This window comes from Vibrio sp. D420a (assembly GCF_030248625.1).
GTDB classification, from domain to species: domain Bacteria; phylum Pseudomonadota; class Gammaproteobacteria; order Enterobacterales; family Vibrionaceae; genus Vibrio; species Vibrio fortis_A.
Map to the genome: position 1 here is coordinate 20,309 of NZ_JAHGAN010000041.1, position 21,189 is coordinate 41,497.

The 21,189-nt window shown below is 45.2% G+C and carries 21 protein-coding genes and 1 other annotated feature; of the genes, 10 read left to right on the plus strand and 11 right to left on the minus strand.

The features are described 5' to 3' along the window. Positions 1-190 precede the first annotated feature (190 nt). The 4 genes from KI743_RS21175 (at position 191) to KI743_RS21190 (ending at position 4,345) form a co-directional block, all read left to right on the plus strand. Positions 191-1,810, plus strand: a complete 1,620-nt coding sequence (locus KI743_RS21175) for a methyl-accepting chemotaxis protein (RefSeq protein ID WP_285468056.1) — start codon at positions 191-193, stop codon at positions 1,808-1,810. A gap of 12 nt (positions 1,811-1,822) precedes the next feature. Further along, positions 1,823-3,073, plus strand: a complete 1,251-nt coding sequence (locus KI743_RS21180; RefSeq protein ID WP_285468057.1) for a hypothetical protein — start codon at positions 1,823-1,825, stop codon at positions 3,071-3,073. Between the two features lie 11 nt (positions 3,074-3,084). After that, positions 3,085-3,480, plus strand: a complete 396-nt coding sequence (locus KI743_RS21185; RefSeq protein WP_285468058.1) for a phosphate ABC transporter substrate-binding protein — start codon at positions 3,085-3,087, stop codon at positions 3,478-3,480. A gap of 283 nt (positions 3,481-3,763) precedes the next feature. Continuing rightward, the gene (locus tag KI743_RS21190) at positions 3,764-4,345 is read left to right on the plus strand and encodes a TetR/AcrR family transcriptional regulator (protein ID WP_285468060.1); all 582 of its coding nucleotides are present in this window, start codon (positions 3,764-3,766) and stop codon (positions 4,343-4,345) included. 126 nt (positions 4,346-4,471) lie between these two features. Here the strand turns inward: KI743_RS21190 and KI743_RS21195 are convergent, their stop codons facing one another. Further along, on the minus strand, positions 4,472-5,671 hold the full coding sequence (locus KI743_RS21195; protein ID WP_253895403.1) for a dicarboxylate/amino acid:cation symporter: 1,200 nt from the start codon (positions 5,669-5,671) through the stop codon (positions 4,472-4,474). A 530-nt stretch (positions 5,672-6,201) separates the two neighbouring features. On the opposite strand from KI743_RS21195, the gene KI743_RS21200 reads away from it, so the two are divergent. Both KI743_RS21200 and KI743_RS21205 read left to right on the plus strand, forming a co-directional pair. Next, a complete protein-coding gene (locus KI743_RS21200) occupies positions 6,202-7,638 on the plus strand; it encodes a nodulation protein NfeD (RefSeq protein ID WP_285468061.1) in 1,437 nt (478 codons plus the stop codon). Between the two features lie 66 nt (positions 7,639-7,704). Continuing rightward, positions 7,705-8,499, plus strand: coding sequence for a slipin family protein (locus KI743_RS21205; RefSeq protein ID WP_285468062.1), 795 nt, complete (start codon positions 7,705-7,707; stop codon positions 8,497-8,499). A 91-nt stretch (positions 8,500-8,590) separates the two neighbouring features. Here the strand turns inward: KI743_RS21205 and trpA are convergent, their stop codons facing one another. From trpA to KI743_RS21240, 7 genes are all read right to left on the minus strand, one after another. Then, positions 8,591-9,397 (minus strand): tryptophan synthase subunit alpha, encoded by an 807-nt coding sequence (gene trpA / locus KI743_RS21210; RefSeq protein ID WP_285468063.1) that lies wholly within the window; start codon positions 9,395-9,397, stop codon positions 8,591-8,593. Next, positions 9,397-10,587, minus strand: a complete 1,191-nt coding sequence (gene trpB / locus KI743_RS21215; protein ID WP_032549317.1) for a tryptophan synthase subunit beta — start codon at positions 10,585-10,587, stop codon at positions 9,397-9,399. The genes trpA and trpB overlap by 1 nt, the downstream gene beginning before the upstream one ends. A 138-nt stretch (positions 10,588-10,725) precedes the next feature. Further along, positions 10,726-12,153, minus strand: coding sequence for a bifunctional indole-3-glycerol-phosphate synthase TrpC/phosphoribosylanthranilate isomerase TrpF (gene trpCF, locus KI743_RS21220; protein WP_285468064.1), 1,428 nt, complete (start codon positions 12,151-12,153; stop codon positions 10,726-10,728). A 24-nt stretch (positions 12,154-12,177) separates the two neighbouring features. Continuing rightward, positions 12,178-13,176: an anthranilate phosphoribosyltransferase gene (gene trpD, locus KI743_RS21225; RefSeq protein WP_285468065.1), complete on the minus strand. Its 999-nt coding sequence runs from the start codon at positions 13,174-13,176 to the stop codon at positions 12,178-12,180. Positions 13,177-13,185: 9 nt separating this feature from the next. Then, positions 13,186-13,794 (minus strand): aminodeoxychorismate/anthranilate synthase component II, encoded by a 609-nt coding sequence (locus KI743_RS21230; RefSeq protein ID WP_152468520.1) that lies wholly within the window; start codon positions 13,792-13,794, stop codon positions 13,186-13,188. Between the two features lie 2 nt (positions 13,795-13,796). Next, positions 13,797-15,392, minus strand: coding sequence for an anthranilate synthase component 1 (locus KI743_RS21235; RefSeq protein WP_285403812.1), 1,596 nt, complete (start codon positions 15,390-15,392; stop codon positions 13,797-13,799). A gap of 125 nt (positions 15,393-15,517) precedes the next feature. Next, positions 15,518-15,632, minus strand: a sequence feature (Trp leader region). Then, positions 15,579-15,704 (minus strand): trp operon leader peptide, encoded by a 126-nt coding sequence (locus tag KI743_RS21240; protein WP_032549309.1) that lies wholly within the window; start codon positions 15,702-15,704, stop codon positions 15,579-15,581. (Overlaps the previous feature by 54 nt.) A 118-nt stretch (positions 15,705-15,822) precedes the next feature. On the opposite strand from KI743_RS21240, the gene KI743_RS21245 reads away from it, so the two are divergent. The 3 genes from KI743_RS21245 to rluB all read left to right on the plus strand — a co-directional run bounded on the left by KI743_RS21245 (position 15,823) and on the right by rluB (position 18,561). After that, positions 15,823-16,740 carry a PHP domain-containing protein gene (locus KI743_RS21245; protein ID WP_285468066.1) on the plus strand — a complete coding sequence of 306 codons (918 nt, stop codon included), beginning with the start codon at positions 15,823-15,825 and terminating at the stop codon, positions 16,738-16,740. Next, the gene (locus tag KI743_RS21250; RefSeq protein ID WP_032549308.1) at positions 16,740-17,360 is read left to right on the plus strand and encodes an L-threonylcarbamoyladenylate synthase; all 621 of its coding nucleotides are present in this window, start codon (positions 16,740-16,742) and stop codon (positions 17,358-17,360) included. The genes KI743_RS21245 and KI743_RS21250 overlap by 1 nt, the downstream gene beginning before the upstream one ends. 160 nt (positions 17,361-17,520) lie before the next feature. Next, positions 17,521-18,561: a 23S rRNA pseudouridine(2605) synthase RluB gene (gene rluB / locus KI743_RS21255; protein WP_032549307.1), complete on the plus strand. Its 1,041-nt coding sequence runs from the start codon at positions 17,521-17,523 to the stop codon at positions 18,559-18,561. Positions 18,562-18,755: 194 nt separating this feature from the next. Here the strand turns inward: rluB and KI743_RS21260 are convergent, their stop codons facing one another. The 3 genes from KI743_RS21260 to yeiP all read right to left on the minus strand — a co-directional run bounded on the left by KI743_RS21260 (position 18,756) and on the right by yeiP (position 20,245). Continuing rightward, positions 18,756-19,238 carry an RNA methyltransferase gene (locus KI743_RS21260; RefSeq protein ID WP_032549306.1) on the minus strand — a complete coding sequence of 161 codons (483 nt, stop codon included), beginning with the start codon at positions 19,236-19,238 and terminating at the stop codon, positions 18,756-18,758. Positions 19,239-19,336: 98 nt separating this feature from the next. Next, positions 19,337-19,666, minus strand: coding sequence for an HI1450 family dsDNA-mimic protein (locus KI743_RS21265; protein ID WP_032549305.1), 330 nt, complete (start codon positions 19,664-19,666; stop codon positions 19,337-19,339). A gap of 9 nt (positions 19,667-19,675) precedes the next feature. Beyond that, entirely contained in the window at positions 19,676-20,245 is a 570-nt protein-coding gene (gene yeiP, locus KI743_RS21270; protein ID WP_032549304.1) for an elongation factor P-like protein YeiP, read from the minus strand. A gap of 137 nt (positions 20,246-20,382) precedes the next feature. Here yeiP and KI743_RS21275 point away from each other — a divergent pair, with 137 nt between their 5' ends. After that, positions 20,383-21,150, plus strand: a complete 768-nt coding sequence (locus KI743_RS21275) for a nucleotidyltransferase domain-containing protein (RefSeq protein WP_285468068.1) — start codon at positions 20,383-20,385, stop codon at positions 21,148-21,150. Positions 21,151-21,189 lie beyond the last annotated feature (39 nt).

Genomic DNA, 21,189 nt, shown 5'->3' on the forward strand with positions numbered 1-21,189 from the left:
ATAAACCCCGAGAGCTCAAGTCCTCGGGGTTTTTCTTTGGGTGATGGGTAAGCGAGGCTTTAACAAAATTATAATCATTGATTAAACCTAGTTTGAACATAACGTGTCATTTGTTTAGTGAATCCATTCACTGAAGGAAGTGATCTGACGGTAACATAATTGTCAATTTGCGATAATTAAATAGAACCATATGCTGCTGTCTCGTTATATCAATATAAAAGTACAATTCGTCGTTCTTTTATCAATTATCTCGCTCAGTTTAGCGGCGATAATTACCATCAATGTCTTTATTCACCGTGATAATAGTCAGCGACTCACTCAATTAGAGTTAAGTTATTACCCTGCATTAGAGCATGCCACAAAAATAAACTCTCTGTTACCAAATGTGCGACAACAATTTGAAGCCGCTGTGATCATGGAAGACGAGCAGGCTATCGATTATGCACGCCAAATATCCGCTGATTTACAAGTCGAAGCAAATAAGGGAGCGATAGTTCTACCTTCACAAGCTGATGCGTTTAATCAATTGTCACTTTCGCTAAAAAAATACACCGAATCTGCATATGCGTTGAGTTCAGATTTCATTAATTTAAATGACTCGTTTGATAACTTAACGGTTAGGTCGAATAAGCTCAGCGCGGATTATGACTCGTTACTTGCGTTAAGCGACCAGCTACGTGCATCAGCGAGCCAAAATGTCGTTGATACCATTTTGCACTCAGAGAACGCCGCAAATGATGCTGCCCAACAATCAGTTTGGCTTGGGGTTTTCTTTCTCTTGTCTGTTTTTGCTGTCGGTTATGCAATCTTCAAATCTGTTATTAGCTCAATCCTGTTGGTAACCGAAAAAATGCAAGCCATTGCCACAGGTGATGGCGACCTGACGGTCCGAATTGATTACTCAGGCAAAGATGAAATTGCAACCTTAGTGCAAAGCGTTAACCAATTTATTGAAAAGCTTCAAGGGATCATCGCAAGCACTTTGAGTATTGGGCAGGAGCTGGAAGTTGTGAGCGATAAGATTCGCAGTGAATCCCATCAAACCTTGGCGTTAAACAGCACTCAACGTGACCATATTGAAGAAGTGACTGATGCGGTTAACAACATCATCGCTCTCATTGAACAAGTTGTTGGCTTTGCATCACATGCTGATTCACAAGCACAGAAAGCGAATGCAAGTGCGCAAACGGGTACTCAAGTTGTATTGAAAACAAGCCAGGAAATAGAAGAGCTGGCAAGCAACATCCGTGATACGGCAACTAAGTTAAAACAGTTGGACAAGAATGCGAGCAACGTTGGCTCAATCTTGAGCACGATACAAAGCGTTGCGGAGCAAACCAATCTACTCGCACTCAATGCTGCCATTGAAGCCGCTCGCGCGGGGGACCATGGGCGCGGTTTTGCCGTCGTTTCTGATGAAGTACGTGTCCTCGCCAATAACACCCAGCAATCTGCGACAGAGATTAATGCCTTACTTGGTGAACTAAAATCTGGCTCAAATGCGGCGGTAGGTGCTATGGACCAAGGGCTTGCAAGCTCGTCCCAGGCCGTTGGAGATGCGCAAAACGCGGGGGACTACTTACTCGAAATCAGTGGGCAGGTTGAGGAAATTACCGAGCTTAATCGTCAGATAGCGAGTACGACAGAACATCAGGCTCGCGCTTCAAAACAGATTCATACCCATATGGATGATTTTAGACAGTGCTCTCACCAAGTATCTCAGTCTACCGATCAATTAGAAGCTCTGAGTCACCAACTCAGTGACATCGTTACAGAGCTGAGCAAATCCACTTCACAATTCAAAGTATAACGGAGAACAATAATGACTCACTCCCCATTTCGCTTATTGCCTGTGGCAGTAGCGCTTGCGGCGTCGTTCGCAACACAAGCTGCAGATGAGCAAAAATTGGCTGAGCTAGAGAAAAAGGTCGCGATCCTTGAAGCGAAAGAGCAAAACTCAATTGCCGATAAGTTTAGCTTCAATGGCTTTGCGTCTTTAAACATGCAATTAGGTAATCAAAACCATGGCTTCATGAAGTCGGAAAATAAAGTGCGTTTTGATGAAGGTTCTTTGTTCGGTTTGCAAGGTGAGTTCGAAGTTAATGAATCGACTTCTGCGGTTGTTCAAATGGTCGCTCGTGGCAATAAAAAAGAGAACTGGTCTCCAGATGTAGAGTGGGCATTCTTAAGCCACAAAGTGACACCTAACTTGACTGTTCGTGGCGGTAAGTTACGTTTGCCACTGTTCATGTACTCTGACTATTTAGAAGTCGGTTATGCCCAGGTTGGCGTGAGAGTTCCTAACGAAGTATACGGCTCAGTGGTTTTAACCTCTCTCACTGGTGGTGACTTCATTTACGATATGGAACTGGATGACAGTACGCTTTCATTCCAAGGTTTTGCCGGTTCACAAAAGCTATCGGTATCAAAGCATAGCTACAACGCTGATACACAGTTTGATGATATTGCTGGTGGTGTAGTCAATTGGACTGATGACACTTGGACGCTTCGTGCCGTTTACGCACAGTCTGTGATTAGCTCTTCTACGAACTGGAACGAAAACAACCAGTCAGTGCTAAATTCAACGTTTGATGATGACAAAGCTAAGTTCTACGGTGTTGGGGGTCGATACGAAAATGGCAACCTAATGCTGGTTTCTGAAGTGACTCGCACAACGGTTGAAGGTTTTTACTACGACGTTGATGCTGCATACCTAACAGCGGCGTACCGCTTGAATGAAGTAACGCCATACGTGACAGTTTCACACATGGAAACACAAGACGATGACGAGCGAAACGCAACGGCAGACCGCCAGCTTGCAAATCTACTTCAAAATCCAAACAGTGTATCTGCGAGATACGCATATGGCTCAGCAAAAGCATTGGCTGATAAGCTAAATACACAACGCACTACGTACAGCATCGGTGCACGTTGGGACTTCCTTCCAAATATTGCCCTGAAAGGTGACATTAGCTACCTGACTGGCTTGGGTTCAACTTATGGCGGCATAGCATCGGAATATAAGAACGACGAAAACATCTTGTACACTTTGAAAGTTGACGCTGTATTTTAAGGAAGAGAGTCATGTTGAAAAAAACATTATTAGCCGCTGCTCTTCTTAGCAGTGTAAATGCGTTCGCAGGCATCGTTGTAGTTGGAAGCCCGTCGATGAGTGAGCTTGATGCATCCACAGTGAAGAAGTTGTATTTGGGTAAAGCGAAGTCACTGCAAATTGAAGCGGTTGACTTGGAAGATGGGCATCCAATGAAAACAGAGTTCCATCAAGCCATTACTCAAAAGACAGAGGCTCAGTTGCAAGCATATTGGGCTAAGCGAGTATTTACAGGTAAAGGTCAACCACCTACATCAGTAGGGCAGGAGAGCCTTGCAAAGGACATGGTTGCAAGCTCCTCGAATACCATTGCTTATATTGATGAATCCTTAGTTGATAGTTCAGTTAAAGTGATTTTGAAACTCTAGACTTAAAAGTGGCGCTCAATTTGAGCGCCACTCTTACATTGGCTTACGTTGAAACAATGGCTCTTACTGAACCCTTACATGGTATTGCAAACTTCTATGTTATTGTTTGTTGGAGTAATTACTCAGCTTAATTTTGATTACATTTTAAGAGCATTTTTTAAATGTTGCCTTCATCATGCAGGTTACTTAACCGTGTTCTAAATGTTTTTGTTCCATATTGAGATTGTTTATTCGAGTTATAAGATGTGTTGTATATGTAAACAAGCGGGTGGAATACAGTCTGATGCCTAATGAAAAAAGAGAAGAAATATTAAACGCAGCAGAAAAGTTATTTATTTGTCAGCCTTATAATAAAGTATCTATTCGCTCTATTGCTAAATCTGCAGGAGTGAGCCCTGCGTTAATTCTCTATTACTTTAATAATAAAGAGCAATTATTTGATCAGCTCATCGAAGAGCATACTCATCGTTTTGAAGAGCAGTTTTCCAAATATCAAAGAGTAGAAGGGGTACAGTTACAACAGTTAATCGCTGAGCTAATTGATTTTTGGGAAAGTGCACCCAATATATTTTTATTCTTTACTCTTGGTGGCAGTTCATTCAATCACGATAATGTACAAAGATTAAAAGAATCTAAGTTCGGTTTCACCTATCACAAAACTCTTGAAAACCTCCTTTATTTAGTTGATGGCTGTAACGAATCGAATTTTCACTACTACCAAATGTTGATGAACTCACTGGTTTCTCAACCCTATTTAGAGTCAAGGCAGAAAAAATTTAACTCTGACCGTTCTACCTTTAACTTAAACCAATATCAAGAAGTAATAGCAAGTTTACTCAAGACCGAAAGTAGCCATACATATTGAGTTGCTTTATACGTCATTTCGAGATAATCGGAAGCAAAGCAGTTTACGCCTTTTCAACTATTTACTTCCCTTAGAACAAAAAAAGCCACTCATAGAGTGGCTTTTTGCTTATCGATGGAATCGAAATTACGCTTGCTGCTTCTGTAGCTCAGCTTCTTTCTCTTCGTCTTTGATTAGCGAGTCAACGATAACTGCACACGCTGCATCACCAGTGATGTTCAGAGCTGTACGAATCATGTCGAAGATACGGTCAAGAGCGAACAGTAGTGGTAGACCTTCGATTGGAATACCTGCTGCTAGCAGAACGGCTACAACTAGGAATGATGGACCTGGAACACCCGCTTGGCCTACAGCACCAAGAGTTGATGTCACGATGATTGCGATATACGCGCCCATTGATAGGTCGATGTTGAATAGCTGTGCAAAGAAGATAGCAACTAGGCCGTAGTAAATCGCGTTACCAGACATGTTGATAGTCGCGCCTAGAGGCAGTACGAATGATGCAGTTGAGTTACGAACACCCAGCTCGTTCTCTACTGTATCCATAGTTACAGGTAGAGTTGCCATTGAAGACGCTGTTGAAAGTGCTACTGCTTGAGGCTTCTTCATTGCTGTCAGGAATTTCTTCGCTGATGTTTTTGTGAAGATTTGAATCATCAGTGGGTAAGCAACGAAGCCGAATACTAGGATTGCAGCTACGTAAACAACGAACAGTTTGAATACAACCATTAGTGCGCCAAAACCGAACGTACCTACCGCTTCAGCCATCAGACCAAATACGCCAAGAGGCGCGATGATCATTACTTTGTTGATCATCCATACCATAGCGTCAACGATAGCGTTTACACCGTTGATGATTGGCTCACGCTTCTCTTTTGCTTGCTTAGAGATTGCGATACCAAAGAACAGGCAGAATACTAGAATCTGAAGGATGTTTGCTTCGTTTAAAGACTGGAAAACGTTGGTTGGGATCATACCTGTGATGGTAGCCCAGAAAGTTGGAAGTTCGCCTTTCGATGCATACTCAGATGAGAACATACCTTCAACACCAGAAACGTCGATACCGCGTCCTGGTTCGAATACTTCACCCATGATCAATGCAAGGGCAACAGCCAGTGCAGAAGTCAGTGCAAAGTAACCTAGAGTAGTGATACCTACTTTACCCGCAGATGAGCTATTGCCTAGGCCTGCCGCGCCTGAGATCAGTGCAACTGCTACCAATGGGATAACCAGCATCTTGATTAAATTGATAAAGATCGCACCTAGAGGAGCGAACATAGTTGCGCTCTCGCCCATCATGGCACCCACTACAGTACCCACGATCATAGCAATAACGACTTGAATGCCGATATTGCCTAGTAAACTCTTTTCTTTTAACACTTCCGTTACCTCTGTGCTACAAAATGTAAAATTCCTAGAACTACATGCCAATGTACGTCGTACCATTGGATGAATATTTCGTGATGAGTTTTACACTTATCTGTTACATTTATCAATATGAGCAGAGACGAAAATGCATCAAAAAACGTGACATTAATGTTATTTGGCGATCTTTTGCTCTAAAGCAAACGTTTGCTTTGGTTGTTTGATGTGGTGTTATTTGTTTAATTTATAAAAACCTGACCCCTGTGTGTTTTGTGAATGCTTTCAAGTTGAGGATGTTAATACACAGTCTTTAACATTTGCGTTTCATTTGTGCGCTTTTTTTAAGCGTTCTAGTGTGGTTCGAGATTAGTATGTTTGTTGTGCGAAATTTAGCCTGAACTATGCTTAAGGTATCGAGTTATTACCAAGATGTTACCTCTGCGCTTTAAAATAAAACGTCTATCTAGCATCTCAGTTGTAAGGAGAGAGGCATGGCTTTTATATTGAAGTGTCTGTTTGCGTTTCTTCTGCTGTTCAGCTCTGCAAATTCTCAAGCCGACGATGTTTGGGTCATAGAGGTGAATGGAGGGATAGGTCCGGCGACCAGCGATTATCTCACGAGAGAAATAGAACAAGCTCATGATGAGCAAGCCAAGCTCGTCATATTAAAAATAAATACGCCCGGCGGGTTGGATTCGTCGATGCGTGACATCATTCGCTCCATCACTACATCACCGGTTCCTATCGCGACTTGGGTTGGGCCTGCTGGCTCGCGAGCCGCTAGTGCTGGTACTTATATCTTACTTGCCAGTCACATCGCTTCTATGGCTCCCGGAACCAATTTAGGCGCTGCAACACCCGTATCGCTTGGGGGAGGGAAAGCACCTTCCGATCCTTTGTCTCCGCAAGACGACTCTAATCAAGATGAAAAATCGAAATCGAGTGAGCAGGACGATACTAAGCAAGAGAATTCTGACCAAGTAAAAGCAACCACAGCGATGGAGAAAAAAGTCATCAACGATGCTGCAGCTTATATCGTCAGCTTGGCGAAACTGCACAATCGCAATGAGGAATGGGCTGAAAAAGCGGTAAGAGAGGCGGCTAGCTTGGACTCAGAAAATGCACTTGAGTTAAATGTGATTGATTTTATTGCGAGCGATTTACAGCAGCTGGTCGAGATGACCAATGGACGCACAGTCATCATTAATGGCATTAATCAGGAAATTCAGCTCAATCAGGTCTCCTTTGTAGAGCGGGAGCAAGATTGGCGTTTCAGTCTGCTGTCAGTGATCACCAATCCTAACGTTGCCTACATTCTTATGCTCATCGGTATTTACGGCTTACTTCTTGAATTTTATAACCCTGGAGTCGGTCTACCGGGTGTGCTTGGTGGTATCTGTTTGCTGTTGGCGATGTATTCATTGCAAATGCTGCCTGTCAGTTACGCTGGTCTAGCGTTAATACTGCTTGGGATCGCGCTGATGATTGCTGAAGCTTTCAGTCCAAGCTTCGGCATTTTCGGTTTAGGTGGTGTAGCGGCGTTTTCACTCGGTTCCATCATGTTGATGGATACCGAAGTGCCCGGCTATCAAATTGCTTTACCATTAATCATTGGCATCAGCCTATTCTCTGTCGGCTTTTTTGTGGTGACGATATCCATGTTAGTTCGAGTGAGAAATCAGCGAGTGACAACGGGCATGGAAGCGGTAGTCGGTGAGACGGGCAAAGTTGTCAGTGGCTTTCCGGGAGCAGGTAGAGTTTTGGTTGAAGGTGAAATCTGGCAAGCCAAATGTACCGATAAGCTGCAAGTTGGACAAAGTATCAGAGTGACTAAGCTAACAGGTCTTTCATTAGATGTAGAAGCGCTAGATATTGAAGCAGTGGATGTCGAAGATCATGTCGGAGGTTCATCGACTCGGTCTAAATAGGCGAAATGGGTGGAGAGATGACCCAATGAAATCTCCTTAGTTATCGTTACCAGTAAGGGGGCGGTTATGTTTATACACACGATAGGTATTGTGGTTGTGCTTGTTATCTTGTTGATAGCTAGCATGTTCAAAGTGCTGCGCGAATACGAGCGTGCAGTGGTGTTTTTCTTAGGTCGTTTTTATAGAGTGAAAGGGCCGGGTCTGATTGTCATCATTCCTTTCATACAACAAATCGTGCGAGTCGACTTACGTACCATTGTTTTAGATGTACCAACACAAGACTTGATCACCAGAGATAACGTGTCGGTGAAGGTGAACGCTGTAGTCTACTTCCGCGTGCTCGATCCTAAGATGGCTATAAACAATGTCGAGAACTATCTGGAGGCGACAAGCCAACTCTCTCAAACTACGCTGCGTTCCGTGCTGGGTCAGCATGAACTGGATGAGCTTTTGTCAGAGCGGGAAGAACTCAACAAAGACCTGCAAGCGATACTCGATCAGCACACTGATAACTGGGGGATTAAAATCGCCAATGTTGAAATTAAACATGTCGACCTAGATGACAGTATGGTTCGAGCTCTCGCGAAACAAGCAGAAGCGGAGCGCTCTCGCCGTGCTAAGGTGATACATGCAACGGGTGAGCTAGAAGCGTCGACTAAATTACAAGAAGCAGCGGATGTATTGAACAAGTCACCTAATGCGATTCAATTGCGATATATGCAGACGTTAACAGAAGTCGCTAACGAGAGAACTACAACGATTGTATTCCCAATGCCAGTCGACTTGGTGGATAAGATAACCGATCCCATTAAGGCTTCATTGAATGAAGCCGCAATTAAGAAAGCAATGAAGAGTGATTAAGTTTTGAGAGCAATAAAAAAGCGCCCATACTCGAGCGCTTTTTACTTCTTAAAGTGGCTTTAATCACCTTTAGCGAACGCTTTGTTGGCGACTACTTTTGCGTTGCCGCTTTCATTGGAGCAATGAAGTCAGCCAGTTTATCAAGCATGATTTGTGGCTGTTCTACGTTCTGTTCGATGATTTTTACAACCGCTGAACCAGAAATCGCACCTGCAGCGCCTGCTTCAATCGCTTCTTTCACTTGCTCAGGTGCTGAAATACCAAAACCGAGTAGCGCTGGTGGCGCGTTGAATTGGTTTAGACGATCAAGCATGTGTCCAACAGGCATGTTTGCTTTTGTCTCTGCACCCGTTACACCGGCACGAGAAAGTAGGTAAGTGTAACCACCGCCAAGCTCAGCCACTTGCTTCAATGTTTCATCGCTTGCCGTTGGTGGTGCGATGAAGATTGGATGGATACCGAACTTCTCAGCAGCCGCAACAAATTCTGCGCTCTCGTTAGTTGGAACGTCAGCAATCAGAACAGAATCAATACCAGCTTTTGAACAGCGCTCGTAGAAGTCTTCAATACCGCGAGAGTACACAAGGTTTGCATACATTAGAAGGCCAATCGGCAGCTCTGGATATTTCGCGCGAATCTTACCAATCTGCTCAAAACAGATATCAGGAGTTGCGCCTGAATCCAGAGCACGGATGTTGGCACCTTGGATAGTTGGGCCATCTGCTAGCGGATCAGAGAATGGAATACCCAGCTCTAGTGCATCGGCACCTGATTCAACTAGGGTTTCCATGATCTTGTAAGACTGCTCTGCGTTTGGATCGCAAACCGTTACGAACGGTACAAATGCGCCTTGGTTATTCTCGTTTAGGCGCGTAAACATCTTCTCATAACGGTTCATTAGATAGCTCCTTTTTCTTCTAAGATGGCGTGTACGGTGAAGATGTCTTTGTCACCACGACCTGATAGGTTTACAACCAATAGTTGTTCTTTTTCTGGGTTCTCACGAGCCATTTTCAGTGCGTGTGCAACAGCGTGAGAAGACTCAAGTGCAGGGATGATGCCTTCGTTGCGCGCGATCTCTTGGAAGGCTTCTAGTGCTTCATCATCGGTTACGTTGTCGTATTCTGCACGGCCAATTGCATTAAGGTGTGCGTGCTGAGGACCAACAGAAGGGAAGTCTAGACCTGCTGATACAGAGTAAGACTCTTCAACCTGACCGTTAGGGTCTTGCATTAGCGGCGCCTTCATACCAAAGAAGATGCCCGTTTTACCATGCTTAAGCGGTGCACCGTGTTGGTCAGTATCGATACCTTTACCCGCTGGCTCAACACCGATTAGGCGAACGCTCTCTTCTTCGATGAAATCAGCAAACATACCGATTGCATTTGAACCACCACCCACACAAGCAATAACTGCGTCAGGTAGGCGACCTTCACGAGCTAGAATTTGGTTCTTGGTTTCTTCGCCAATCATGCGTTGGAAATCACGAACGATGGTTGGGAACGGGTGAGGGCCAGCTGCCGTACCTAGTAGGTAGTGCGCATCTTCGTAAGTTGCAGACCAGTCACGTAGTGCTTCGTTACACGCATCTTTTAGCGTTGCAGAGCCAGAGTGCACAGGGATGACTTCTGCGCCCATTAGCTTCATACGAAATACGTTCGGGCTTTGGCGCTCAACGTCTTTTGCACCCATGTAAACACGACACTTAAGGCCAAGCAGAGCACAAGCCAGAGCGGTTGCTACACCGTGTTGACCTGCGCCAGTTTCAGCGATGATCTCTTCTTTACCCATGCGTTTTGCAAGCAGAGCTTGACCAAGCACTTGGTTGGTTTTGTGCGCGCCACCGTGCAGTAAGTCTTCACGCTTTAGGTAAAGCTTGGTCTTAGTGCCTTTCGTTAGGTTACGAGTTAGCGTCAGTGCTGTTGGACGACCTGCGTACTCTTGAAGCAGTGTCATGAACTCACTACGGAATTCTGGGTCCGCTTGAGCGTCGATAAACGCTTGTTCCAGTTGCTCTAGGGCTGGCACTAGAATCTGTGGTACGTATTGACCACCGTATTCACCAAAGTAGGCATCAAGTTTAGCCATCGTGTTATTCCTTCAATTTGCTTGGTATGTCTGGATACCAATGTCTTTAATCTTGTAGAGCACCTCATTGCGATGCTCTGAAATAGGGTCTGTAGGCTATCTACAGTGAATCATCTGTTCTTAAGTTGGGCTAGTCACTCAGTATTGGCGAATGGCAGCAAACGCTTTGTTGAGTTTGTCTGCATCTTTCTTACCCGGAGCACTCTCAACACCTGAGTTGAGGTCGAGCCCTAAACAGCCTAAAGCGGCCGCTTGCTGTGCATTATCTGGGTTCAAACCACCCGCTAACATCACAGAGCTCTGATCGTTGATCAGTTGCCAGTCGAAGACTTGACCTGTTCCACCAGTCTGAGAGCCTACCTTTGCATCAAGCAGATGGCGAGACACATTGCTTTCTAACAGCGTCGGCAGCGAGTCTTCGACACCGTAAGCCTTCCAAATCTCCACATGTTCTGGTAGCTGATTTGCAAGTTCACTCACATATTGTTGTGATTCTTCACCATGAAGCTGAACACCGTATAAACCAAGCTCTTTCACGGCATTGACAACGCTAGCTTGGTCATGGTTTTGGAAGACGCCAATGTACTTAAGTGGTGCACCACTCATGGTCAAGCGTGCTGCCTCTAGGTCAACACAACGCTTAGACGCCTCAACAAAAATTAGACCACCGAATACCGCGCCGGCTTGGTAAGCTTTAGCTGCATCGTCAGGGTGAGTTAAGCCACAAACTTTGTTTTCACCCAATGTTACTTTGCGAACGGCAAGCTCTAGATTCTCTTCTGCCATCAATGAGCTACCGATAAGGAAGCCGTCTGCAAATGTCGCTAAGTCACGCACTTGCTGATGAGTGTAGATACCAGACTCTGATATCACGACTGCGTTTGGTGCTAACTCACGAAGCAGAGGCGCCAGTTCTTTGGTACGGTTCAGATCTGTGCTTAGGTCACGAAGGTTACGGTTGTTGATGCCAATTACTTTCGCGTCTAATCCGACAGCACGGTGCAGCTCTTCTTCGTTACTAACCTCTGTTAGCACGCCCATGCCTAACGAGTGAGCAACTTCAGCGAGAGCACGGTACTCATCATCGTTTAGTACAGATAGCATCAGTAGGATAGCGTCTGCCGAGTAGTGACGAGCTAAGTAAACCTGATAAGTATCGACCATGAAGTCTTTACATAGGATTGGTTGCTTAGCGATGCTGCGTACTTTAGGCAAGAATTCGAAATCTCCTTGGAAGTACTTCTCATCAGTCAGTACCGAAATCGCATTTGCATGGTTGTTGTATACCGATGCAATGTATTCAAGGTCGAAGTCATCACGAATCAAGCCTTTAGAAGGTGACGCCTTTTTACACTCAGTGATGAATACGGTTTGCTCTTGGCTTAGTGCATCATAGAAGCTGCGGTCTGAAGCGATTAGCGCATCTTTGAACTCATTTAGCGGTTGCTGCTTTTTACGCGCTTCAACCCATTGATACTTGTCGCGAACAATTTTTGCTAATACTTCTGCCATTTCTGCTTCTTTTACAGAAACGTGAGTTGATAACTTTTCGTTTGTCTGTGTCATCTTTGTAGTCTCAAATCTTGTTCGTTATGCGTGGTCGGCAAGTTGCTTTACAAGCTCATACGCTTTGCCAGAGTTCATTGCTTCCATTGCCTTCGCTGCGTTGGCTTTTAGATCTTCATGACCAAATAGACGCATCAGTAGAGCAACGTTAACCGCTACTGCACCCGTCTGAGCTTCAGTCCCTTTACCTGTTAGGATATTTGTGGTGATAGCTTTGTTCTCGTCTGGCGTACCGCCTTTGATTGCTTCTAGCGGATGCTGATTGAGGCCGAAATCTTCAGGAGACACAATGTATTCATGAATCTGACCATCTTTGATCTCTGCAACGATGGTTTCACCGTGAATTGCAACTTCATCTAGACCACTGCCGTGAACCACAGCTGCACGCTTCATACCCATTTGCAGCATGGTTTCAGCAATAGGGCGCACTAGCTCTTTGCTGTAAACACCCATCAGTTCGATGTTAGGGCGAGCTGGGTTAATTAATGGACCAAGGATGTTAAAGATGGTGCGAGTTTTCATTGTTTGACGTACTGGCATCGCGTGACGTACACCACCGTGGTATTGCGGTGCAAATAGGAAAGCAACGCCAAGCTTATCAACGGCAGAGCGAGTGTCTTCTGCGCTCATCGCTAGGTTAATACCAAACTTATCAAGAAGATCCGATGAACCCGATTTGCTTGATACGCTGCGGTTACCGTGTTTCGCAATCTTTAGACCACACGCTGCTGCAACGAATGCTGAAGTTGTAGATATGTTGATCGTGTCATGGCCATCACCACCTGTACCTACGATATCTGCAAAATCGTAATCAGGGCGTGGGAAAGGGTTTGCGTTTGCTAGCAGTGCTTTCGCTGCGCCTGAGATCTCATCCGGTGTTTCACCTTTTATCTTTAGTGCAGTCAGTACTGACGCCATCAAAATAGGGTCAAGTTCGCCTTTAATGATGATGTCGAAAAGCTGTTGGCTTTCTTCTTGAGTAAGAGATTGTTGGTCGTAAAGCTTATTAATAATCTGTTCCATGATCGTGTCCTATTTTCCATTCTTCTCAAGAGTTGTGTTCTTTTCTAAAGCCCATTCAATGGCGTTCGCCAATAGAGTTGCGCCGTATGTTGTCATGATGGATTCAGGGTGGAATTGGAAACCACACACCTTGTCTTGCTCTTGGACAACCGACATCACCAAATCATCGACTTCAGCGGTAATCGTTAGGCTTTCCGGTACGTGAGTCGCAACCAAAGAGTGGTAGCGCGCAATTGCAAGCGGAGAAGGAAGACCTTGGTAAGTCGCGTGATTGTCGTGTTCCATCATCGAAACCTTACCATGAATGATTTCGCCAGCGCCTGCAACCTTACCGCCGTATGCTTCTACAATTGCTTGGTGACCAAGACAAATACCAATCATCGGTACTTTGCCTTTTAAGCGTTGAATCAGCTCTGGCATACAGCCAGCGTCAGCAGGAGCACCTGGGCCCGGAGAAAGCAACGCAACTGGGTTTTCTAGCTCATTAATCGCTGCTTCTACCGCTTCTGCAGGGATGTTATTACGGTAGATCTTCACGTTGTGGCCTAGTGAACGGAACTGGTCTACTAGGTTGTAAGTGAACGAGTCAAAGTTATCAATAAATACGATATCAGCCATGATTAAGACTCCTGCTTGCTAGAGGTTGGCTTAGATGCAGTGTGCGCTGCTTGAATCGCAGAGATGACGGCCTGAGCTTTACCGCGAGTTTCGTCGGCTTCTGCCTGTGGGTCTGAATCGAATACCACACCTGCGCCAGCTTGAACTTGAGCAATACCGTTTTCAACGTAAGCTGAGCGAATCACGATACAAGTATCTAGAGTGCCTTCACCCGTTAGGTAGCCTACTGCGCCGCCATAGCTGCCACGACGAGTCTGTTCAACATCACGAATCAGCTGCATTGCACGAATCTTAGGTGCGCCTGTTAGCGTGCCCATGTTCATACAAGCTTGGTAAGCGTGCAGAGCATCAAGGTCTTCACGAAGTTGGCCTACAACGCGAGAAACGAGGTGCATTACGTGGCTGTAACGGTCCACTTTCAATAGGTCTGCTACGTGGCGAGTGCCTGCTTCAGAGATACGTGCAACGTCGTTTCGCGCTAGGTCAACCAGCATCATGTGCTCGGCGTTCTCTTTTTTATCGGTGCGCAGCTCTAATTCAATGCGGCTATCTAGATCGAAGTCGATTTGACCATTCGGACGCTTACCACGACGGCGAGTACCGGCGATAGGGTAGATTTCTACTTGGTTGGTCTCTTTCTCGTATTTCAGAGCACTTTCTGGTGAAGCTCCAAACAGAGTAAACAGCTCATCTTGCATGTAGAACATGTAAGGGCTTGGGTTGCTCTGCTTCAGCTCTTTGTACGCTGCTAGTGGTGCTGGGCAAGGCAGAGTAAAGCGACGAGAAGGAACCACTTGGAATACATCGCCTTTTACCACGTACTCTTTTAGGTCACGAACAGTCTGGCAAAAATCTTCGTCAGAAACACTTGGTACAGCTTCAACGTTATCAAGCGGAGTGACTTCTGCAATCTCTTTTAGTGATTGGCATTGAGTTTGGATATCCGCTAAACGTTCAGTCAGGCGAGTTTTGATTGTTTGATCTTCTGAGAAAACGCTCGCGTGAAGCAGACCTTCGTTCTGTTGATGGTCAAAACGAAGTAGCGTTTCAGCCACGTAGAAGACAAAGTCAGGGCAGTTATTAGTCGCTTCTGCATCGCCAAGTGGCTCGAAGTTTGCCACGATGTCGTATGCAAATAGACCCGCCATGAAAAGCGCGTGCTTGTTGTCTGGGTCTTGTGTAAAGCTGTGCTGAACTAAACGAAGTGCATCGAATGAAGAAGCTTCTCTTAGGCGAGAGTCTTCGTCTAGGTTAATGCTTGGTTGAGTAAAGGTCAGAGTCAGTACATTGTCTTTCAGTTCAGATTCAATGTCTGATTTCACGTTCGCATTTAGGTGTTCGATCAGATGTTGACCGTTATCTGTCAGAGCTTGGAAAGTGACCTGATGGCCTTCGCATACGATACGCACGGCAGAATCGATAAGCAGTAGGCTAGTGAGGTTTTGCTTAGACTCAATCTCAGCAGATTCTAGCAACAAGCTGTCCGTTTTATTTTCACACAATGTGTGGAACACGCTTGTTGGATCTTGCGAGTAAGGAACTGTCGCATTGATGACATCAATAGTTCCCAGCTTTTTGATTTCAATGGCCTTGTTCACAAGACCTCCTTTATGATTCTTTAAATTTCCTGCCGTACATAGTCGCATAAAGATACCGTTCGCCCAATCTAGAATCTGGTCAATTCGTTGATTTGTTAGTCAGTTGAATGTGAGATGTCCGACAAATTAAAAAGCCCGCTATGAAAGCGGGCTTAGTGATAAACTTTTTATAAACAATCTGTTTAATTAGAAGTACACGTTAGCCCACCAAGAACCTGTCCAAGTGCGCCACCAATTAAGCTCTGAACTTGCTTCTACTGAAGAAAGTTCTAAAACTTTATCTTTATGGTGCTGGTTAAATTCTTGTAACATAGTGAGCCTATAAATAAAGGTACTTCGTATTTGTGTACTAGTTAACTAGTTCAAGGCTCGCAAGTCAAGCCCAATAAAGCAAATATCGTGTTAAATGCAAAAATAATGAACAGAAAATATGAGAATTGATCTACATAGCCATACCACAGCTTCAGATGGTCGACTTACACCACCTGAACTGATTGACCGTGCGTTGAGCTTCAATATTGAAGTTCTGGCTATTACCGATCATGACACAGTTGATGCCCTTGATGAGGCGCATCGTTATATCCTTGATAATAAGCTGCCAATTCAATTGATTAACGGTATCGAAATTTCAACCGTTTGGCAGAACAAAGACATCCATATTGTTGGTTTGAATGTCGACCCAGAATCACCAGAACTCAGTGCGTTAATTGAACAGCAGAAACAGCATCGTATCGGCAGAGCGGAGCTGATCGCCCAGCGACTGGAAAAAGCGACGCGCGAAGGTGTGTTAGAAGAAGTGAAAGCGATTGCCGGTGATGCGCCTATTACCCGAGCTCACTTTGCTAAGTGGCTGGTTGACAATGGCTACGCGAAGACCATGCAGCAAGTGTTTAAGAAGTTCTTAACGCGCAATAACCCGGGCTATGTGCCACCAACATGGTGCAGCATGAGTGATGCGGTCACGGCAATCCATGCTGCTGGCGGACAAGCGGTACTTGCTCATCCGGGGCGCTATGGCTTTACTGCTAAATGGGTGAAACGTCTATTGACTGCATTTGTTGAAGCGAACGGTGATGCGATGGAAGTGGCTCAACCGCAACAGGCGCAACAAGAAAGACGCACTCTTGCGGATTATGCTATACAATACAAACTATTAGCCTCTCAAGGCAGTGATTTTCATTACCCGTCTCCTTGGATGGAGTTAGGGCGCAATCTTTGGCTGCCTTCTGGAGTCGAAGAAGTATGGAAAGATTGGGAGTTTCAAACGTTTTCGTCACCTGAAACATTACCAGACGAACAAGCTCCTTCTGAAGATAGAGTCGAGAGACTCGATAATGAGGAAAAATAATGAGCCAGTTTTTTTATGTACACCCAGATAACCCACAAGCTCGTTTGATTAATCAAGCGGTTGCAATTGTCCGTAATGGCGGTGTTGTGGTTTATCCAACAGACTCGGGTTATGCTCTTGGCTGTCAGCTTGAAAACAAACAAGCATTAGATCGTATCTGTCAGATTCGTAAAATCGATGATAAGCATAACTTCACGTTGCTTTGTCGCGATCTTTCTGAGCTTTCTCTTTATGCACGTGTTGATAACACGGCATTTCGTCTATTAAAAGCTCACACGCCGGGCCCTTACACGTTCATCTTTAAAGGAACGAAAGAGGTGCCACGTCGTCTAATGAACTCGAAGAGAAAGACCATTGGTATTCGTGTTCCGGATAACAAGATTGCACTCGATCTATTGGAAGCACTGGGCGAACCTTTGATGTCAACGTCTTTGATTCTACCGGGTAACGAGACAACGGAATCTGATCCTGAAGAGATCCGTGATCGTCTAGAACATGCAGTTGACGTAATTCTTAATGGCGGTTACTTAGGTGAGCAACCAACCACGGTAGTTGACTTTAGCGATGATGATCCAGTAGTCGTTCGTGTTGGTTCAGGCGATCCAGAACCGTTCGAGTAACCCTGAAACTCGTTCACATCATGTTACTGTGCATTCGACGGTAATGTGTAAATAACGAGTGATTTTTCAAAGGTTCTTTGCGATAATGCGCGACCGCGATTTTGGTCGCGTATATTTCATTCGACGTCTGTGAAGACGACAATTAGGTAGAAAAGAGTAAATGAGCGAAAAATTACAGAAGGTTTTAGCGCGAGCTGGTCACGGCTCTCGTCGTGAGCTGGAAGCTTTAATCAGAGCAGGTCGTGTAAGCGTTAACGGCCAAGTCGCGAAATTGGGTGAGCGTCTAGAAGATGAAAACTCAGTGATTCGTATTGATGGTCACACTGTATCAGGTAAAGCGTCTGAAGAAGTGGTTTGTCGCGTACTTGCTTACTACAAGCCAGAAGGTGAGCTTTGTACTCGCCACGACCCAGAAGGTCGTCGTACTGTGTTTGATCGTCTACCTAAAATCCGCGGTTCACGTTGGATCTCGGTAGGTCGTCTTGATGCGAACACATCAGGTCTTCTACTTTTCACAACCGATGGTGAGCTAGCAAACCGTCTAATGCACCCAAGCCGTCAGGTTGAGCGTGAGTACCTAGTACGTGTGTTCGGTGAAGTGACTGAACAGAAGGTTAAGAACCTAGTACGCGGTGTTGAGCTAGAAGATGGCATGGCACGTTTCGAAGACGTCGTTTACGCTGGTGGCGAAGGTATGAACCATACTTTCTACGTAGCGATTAACGAAGGTCGTAACCGTGAGGTTCGTCGTCTTTGGGAATCACAAGAAACGACAGTGAGCCGTCTAAAGCGTGTTCGTTACGGTGATATCTATCTAGACAAGAAACTGCCTCGTGGCGGTTGGAAAGAGCTCGATCTTCAAGAGGTAAACTACCTACGTCAACTGGTAGAGCTTAAGCCTGAGAAAGAGACGCTACTAGACCTTGATCCTTCGAACACATCACGTAAACGTGAGCGTTCCCGTAGCCAGAAGATTCGTCGTGCTGTTAAGCGTCACGAAGAGCGTGCAAATGCACCAAAAGGCCGTAGCAACCAACCTAAGCGCAAGAAGCCAGCAACTCGCGGCACCACAACGCCAGATGCAGGTCGCAGCGCACCGAGCAGCAAGGGTAAGCCAAGCAACTCTCGTTCAGGAAATGGTTCTCGTGGCAACAACACGAACCGCCCGAACAAGCCAGCTAAGCCAAGAACTCGTCAATAATTAGCGACTTCTTTTGAATACTAAAAAACCTGCTAACTTAGCAGGTTTTTTTACGTCCAAAAGAAGGGGAAGATGCGAGATGAGAGTAATCGAGTAGCGAAAAGCGCTGCAGTGATCAACTGTCTTGTGTTTTACGCTTTTCTTACTTTGGTTTCGTGAAGCTATAAATCTCTTCGTGTCTCGTATCTCATTTTTTATTTATGATTCGAGAAGTTATCGCCTTTTGCCATGCGATCATAAAGAATCACGTTCACCGCTGCGGCTAAGTTCATGCAACCATTGGTTGGAACGTAAATCGTCTCGCGACAGAAATCGGTGATCTCTTTCTTCAATGTGCCATCTTCAGGGCCGAAAATATAGAACGCGCGAGGAGGGTGCTTGTATTCAGGCAGAGGCTTAGCGCCTTCAATCAAATCAACAGCAACAGGTACGCACCCTACAGGAATAATGTCTTTTAGGTCTTCAACACCAATCAACGGAAGTTCTAAGTGCTTCTCTTTAGTATCGGTATGGAATTGACGTGCGTGGTCGTAGCGCGTACCTGTATAGAACACAGAATTTGCGCCGTAACAGCCTGCTGCACGCATAACCGAGCCTACGTTTTCTGGTGTTTTTGGGTTTACCAAGCCAATACAGGCATAGCCTTTTGACTGAGTATCAGTTTTTGCTTTGGTCATAATTGGTAATGGTGAAATCGGTGACAAAAATTAGCCGAGCACGGAGCTCGGCTAAGATATTAGTGTGCTCGTTGAATAGAGCAGCACAATCTTAAGTTCTAGTCACGCTTCCACAGCATGTGGCAGAACTTATGGTCTGGGTCGCGGCTGATCAGCATACGCGCGAAAACGTCATCTAAAACGTCGTCTTCTTCGTTTACTAGACCAATGCGAATTTCAGCGTAGATCTCTTTGTCGACTTCAAAGCCAACATGACCGACCCAATCGTCACCCGTTTCAACAAGTTCAGCAGCGCCGCGATCTTCGAACTGTGCAGTGAATAGAATCACGTCTGCAGGCTCTAGGTTATCCGGTGCCATCTCTAGGAAGATGTCGTATGCAGTGTCGATTGCATCATCATAAGACATTAAGTCATTAGCTTCGGTCATATCAGTATCTTAGCTTGCGCGGTTCATGTATTTACGTTCAGCAGTGTTGATCACAACTTTATCACCCGTTGCGATGTACTCTGGAACTTGAACGGTTAGGCCTGTTGCGAAACGAGCTGGCTTAGTACGAGCAGATGCAGAAGCGCCTTTGATTGACGGGTCTGTCTCTTCGATAACAAGCTCAACAGAAGTTGGAAGCTCAAGTGTTGCAGCGTTACCATCGATTAGGATTGCGTACATACCTTGAGTTTCTTCGTTGATGAATAGAAGCTCGTCTTCGATCATCTCGCCGTTAAAGATGTACTGCGTGTAATCTTCGTTGTCCATGAAGATGTACTCGTTGCCATCAACGTAAGAGAACATTACAGCGCGCTTAGTCACATCGATAGTTTCAACGATTTCGTCAGCCTTATGGCGAACTTCAGCTTTTACGCCTGTTGCTACGTCGTTACCACGGAAACGGTAGATCTTTTGACCACCACGACCGCCTGGTGTTGTGATTTCGATATCTTTAACTAGAAGCGTTTTGCCATCTACGTCGATCGCAAAACCTTTTTTAATTTCACTTGCTCTAGGCATTTTGTGTTTATCCTTATTGGTTCTATCCGATGATTATATCTCGGAGAACCTATAAATAGGAATAGCTTGAATCATAAAGTCTCCTAAGCGATCATAGAGAAATAGTTAAATCATTCAATTTATTGACGAACTCACTTATGCAGCTACCTGTTATTGACCCGAAAGTGCCTTTCCAGCCTGAGTTTCAACCTGTGGTAAACGACCTGATTACATTTTTAAAAAGTGGCTTAGGTTCGAATCTGCACAGCGTTTACATCTATGGCAGTGTCGCGAGGAAAACGGCACAACCTGGGCATTCTAATCTTGATGTTGTTGTAGTCACGCACCGTTCGTTTGCCGATCAAAGAACCACGCTACTCAATACGATTAAATGGCGCTTCCAAAAGAGCTTTCCTCAGGTAACGCAAGTCTCTATTAAAACAGCGCTAGTCAGTGAAATTGTCGACTTCGAGAATATCTTCACTTGGGGCTTTATGCTTAAGCATCTAGCGGTATGCGTACATGGCGAGGATCTTTCAGATTGCTATGGCGACTTCGAGACCAGTTGGGAGATTGCTAAGCATTGGAATATGGACGTTGAAAACTGGTTAGCGGTTTATCGTAACAAGATTGCCCGAGCCGCGACGCCGGAAGAGCAGATTGCCGCGCAAGTTATCATTACGAAAAAGCTACTTAGAGCCAGTTACTCGCTGATCATGTACCGAGATAAGTATTGGTATGACGATCCACGCGAATGTGGTCAACAGTTTCTAAAGTATCATCCAGATCGAGAGATTGAGATTCAACGCTTAGGGATACTGCTCGCAGGTAAACCGGTACCGAAGCGTTCTGTAATTGGTATTCTTGATGGCTTTGGGGAGTGGTTAGTAAAGCAGTACGAGAAGACCGAGTTTAGGATTGGTTAGAAGCCAGTGAATGAAAGAGAGCAGAAGCACGGCGCTTCT

Excerpts from the sequence above, each read along its gene's own strand:
- KI743_RS21240 (WP_032549309.1), bottom strand. The coding sequence starts at position 15,704 with ATGTTACAAGAATTTAACCAGCACCATAAAGATAAAGTTTTAGAACTT.
- KI743_RS21230 (WP_152468520.1), bottom strand. The coding sequence starts at position 13,794 with ATGGCTGATATCGTATTTATTGATAACTTTGACTCGTTCACTTACAAC.
- KI743_RS21180 (WP_285468057.1), top strand. The coding sequence starts at position 1,823 with ATGACTCACTCCCCATTTCGCTTATTGCCTGTGGCAGTAGCGCTTGCG.
- rluB (WP_032549307.1), top strand. The coding sequence starts at position 17,521 with ATGAGCGAAAAATTACAGAAGGTTTTAGCGCGAGCTGGTCACGGCTCT.
- KI743_RS21260 (WP_032549306.1), bottom strand. The coding sequence starts at position 19,238 with ATGACCAAAGCAAAAACTGATACTCAGTCAAAAGGCTATGCCTGTATT.
- KI743_RS21175 (WP_285468056.1), top strand. The coding sequence starts at position 191 with ATGCTGCTGTCTCGTTATATCAATATAAAAGTACAATTCGTCGTTCTT.
- KI743_RS21185 (WP_285468058.1), top strand. The coding sequence starts at position 3,085 with ATGTTGAAAAAAACATTATTAGCCGCTGCTCTTCTTAGCAGTGTAAAT.
- trpCF (WP_285468064.1), bottom strand. The coding sequence starts at position 12,153 with ATGACACAGACAAACGAAAAGTTATCAACTCACGTTTCTGTAAAAGAA.
- KI743_RS21275 (WP_285468068.1), top strand. The coding sequence starts at position 20,383 with ATGCAGCTACCTGTTATTGACCCGAAAGTGCCTTTCCAGCCTGAGTTT.
- KI743_RS21190 (WP_285468060.1), top strand. The coding sequence starts at position 3,764 with ATGCCTAATGAAAAAAGAGAAGAAATATTAAACGCAGCAGAAAAGTTA.
- KI743_RS21250 (WP_032549308.1), top strand. The coding sequence starts at position 16,740 with ATGAGCCAGTTTTTTTATGTACACCCAGATAACCCACAAGCTCGTTTG.
- trpB (WP_032549317.1), bottom strand. The coding sequence starts at position 10,587 with ATGGCTAAACTTGATGCCTACTTTGGTGAATACGGTGGTCAATACGTA.
- trpA (WP_285468063.1), bottom strand. The coding sequence starts at position 9,397 with ATGAACCGTTATGAGAAGATGTTTACGCGCCTAAACGAGAATAACCAA.
- KI743_RS21195 (WP_253895403.1), bottom strand. The coding sequence starts at position 5,671 with ATGATCGTGGGTACTGTAGTGGGTGCCATGATGGGCGAGAGCGCAACT.
- KI743_RS21205 (WP_285468062.1), top strand. The coding sequence starts at position 7,705 with ATGTTTATACACACGATAGGTATTGTGGTTGTGCTTGTTATCTTGTTG.
- yeiP (WP_032549304.1), bottom strand. The coding sequence starts at position 20,245 with ATGCCTAGAGCAAGTGAAATTAAAAAAGGTTTTGCGATCGACGTAGAT.
- KI743_RS21200 (WP_285468061.1), top strand. The coding sequence starts at position 6,202 with ATGGCTTTTATATTGAAGTGTCTGTTTGCGTTTCTTCTGCTGTTCAGC.
- KI743_RS21265 (WP_032549305.1), bottom strand. The coding sequence starts at position 19,666 with ATGACCGAAGCTAATGACTTAATGTCTTATGATGATGCAATCGACACT.
- KI743_RS21245 (WP_285468066.1), top strand. The coding sequence starts at position 15,823 with ATGAGAATTGATCTACATAGCCATACCACAGCTTCAGATGGTCGACTT.
- trpD (WP_285468065.1), bottom strand. The coding sequence starts at position 13,176 with ATGGAACAGATTATTAATAAGCTTTACGACCAACAATCTCTTACTCAA.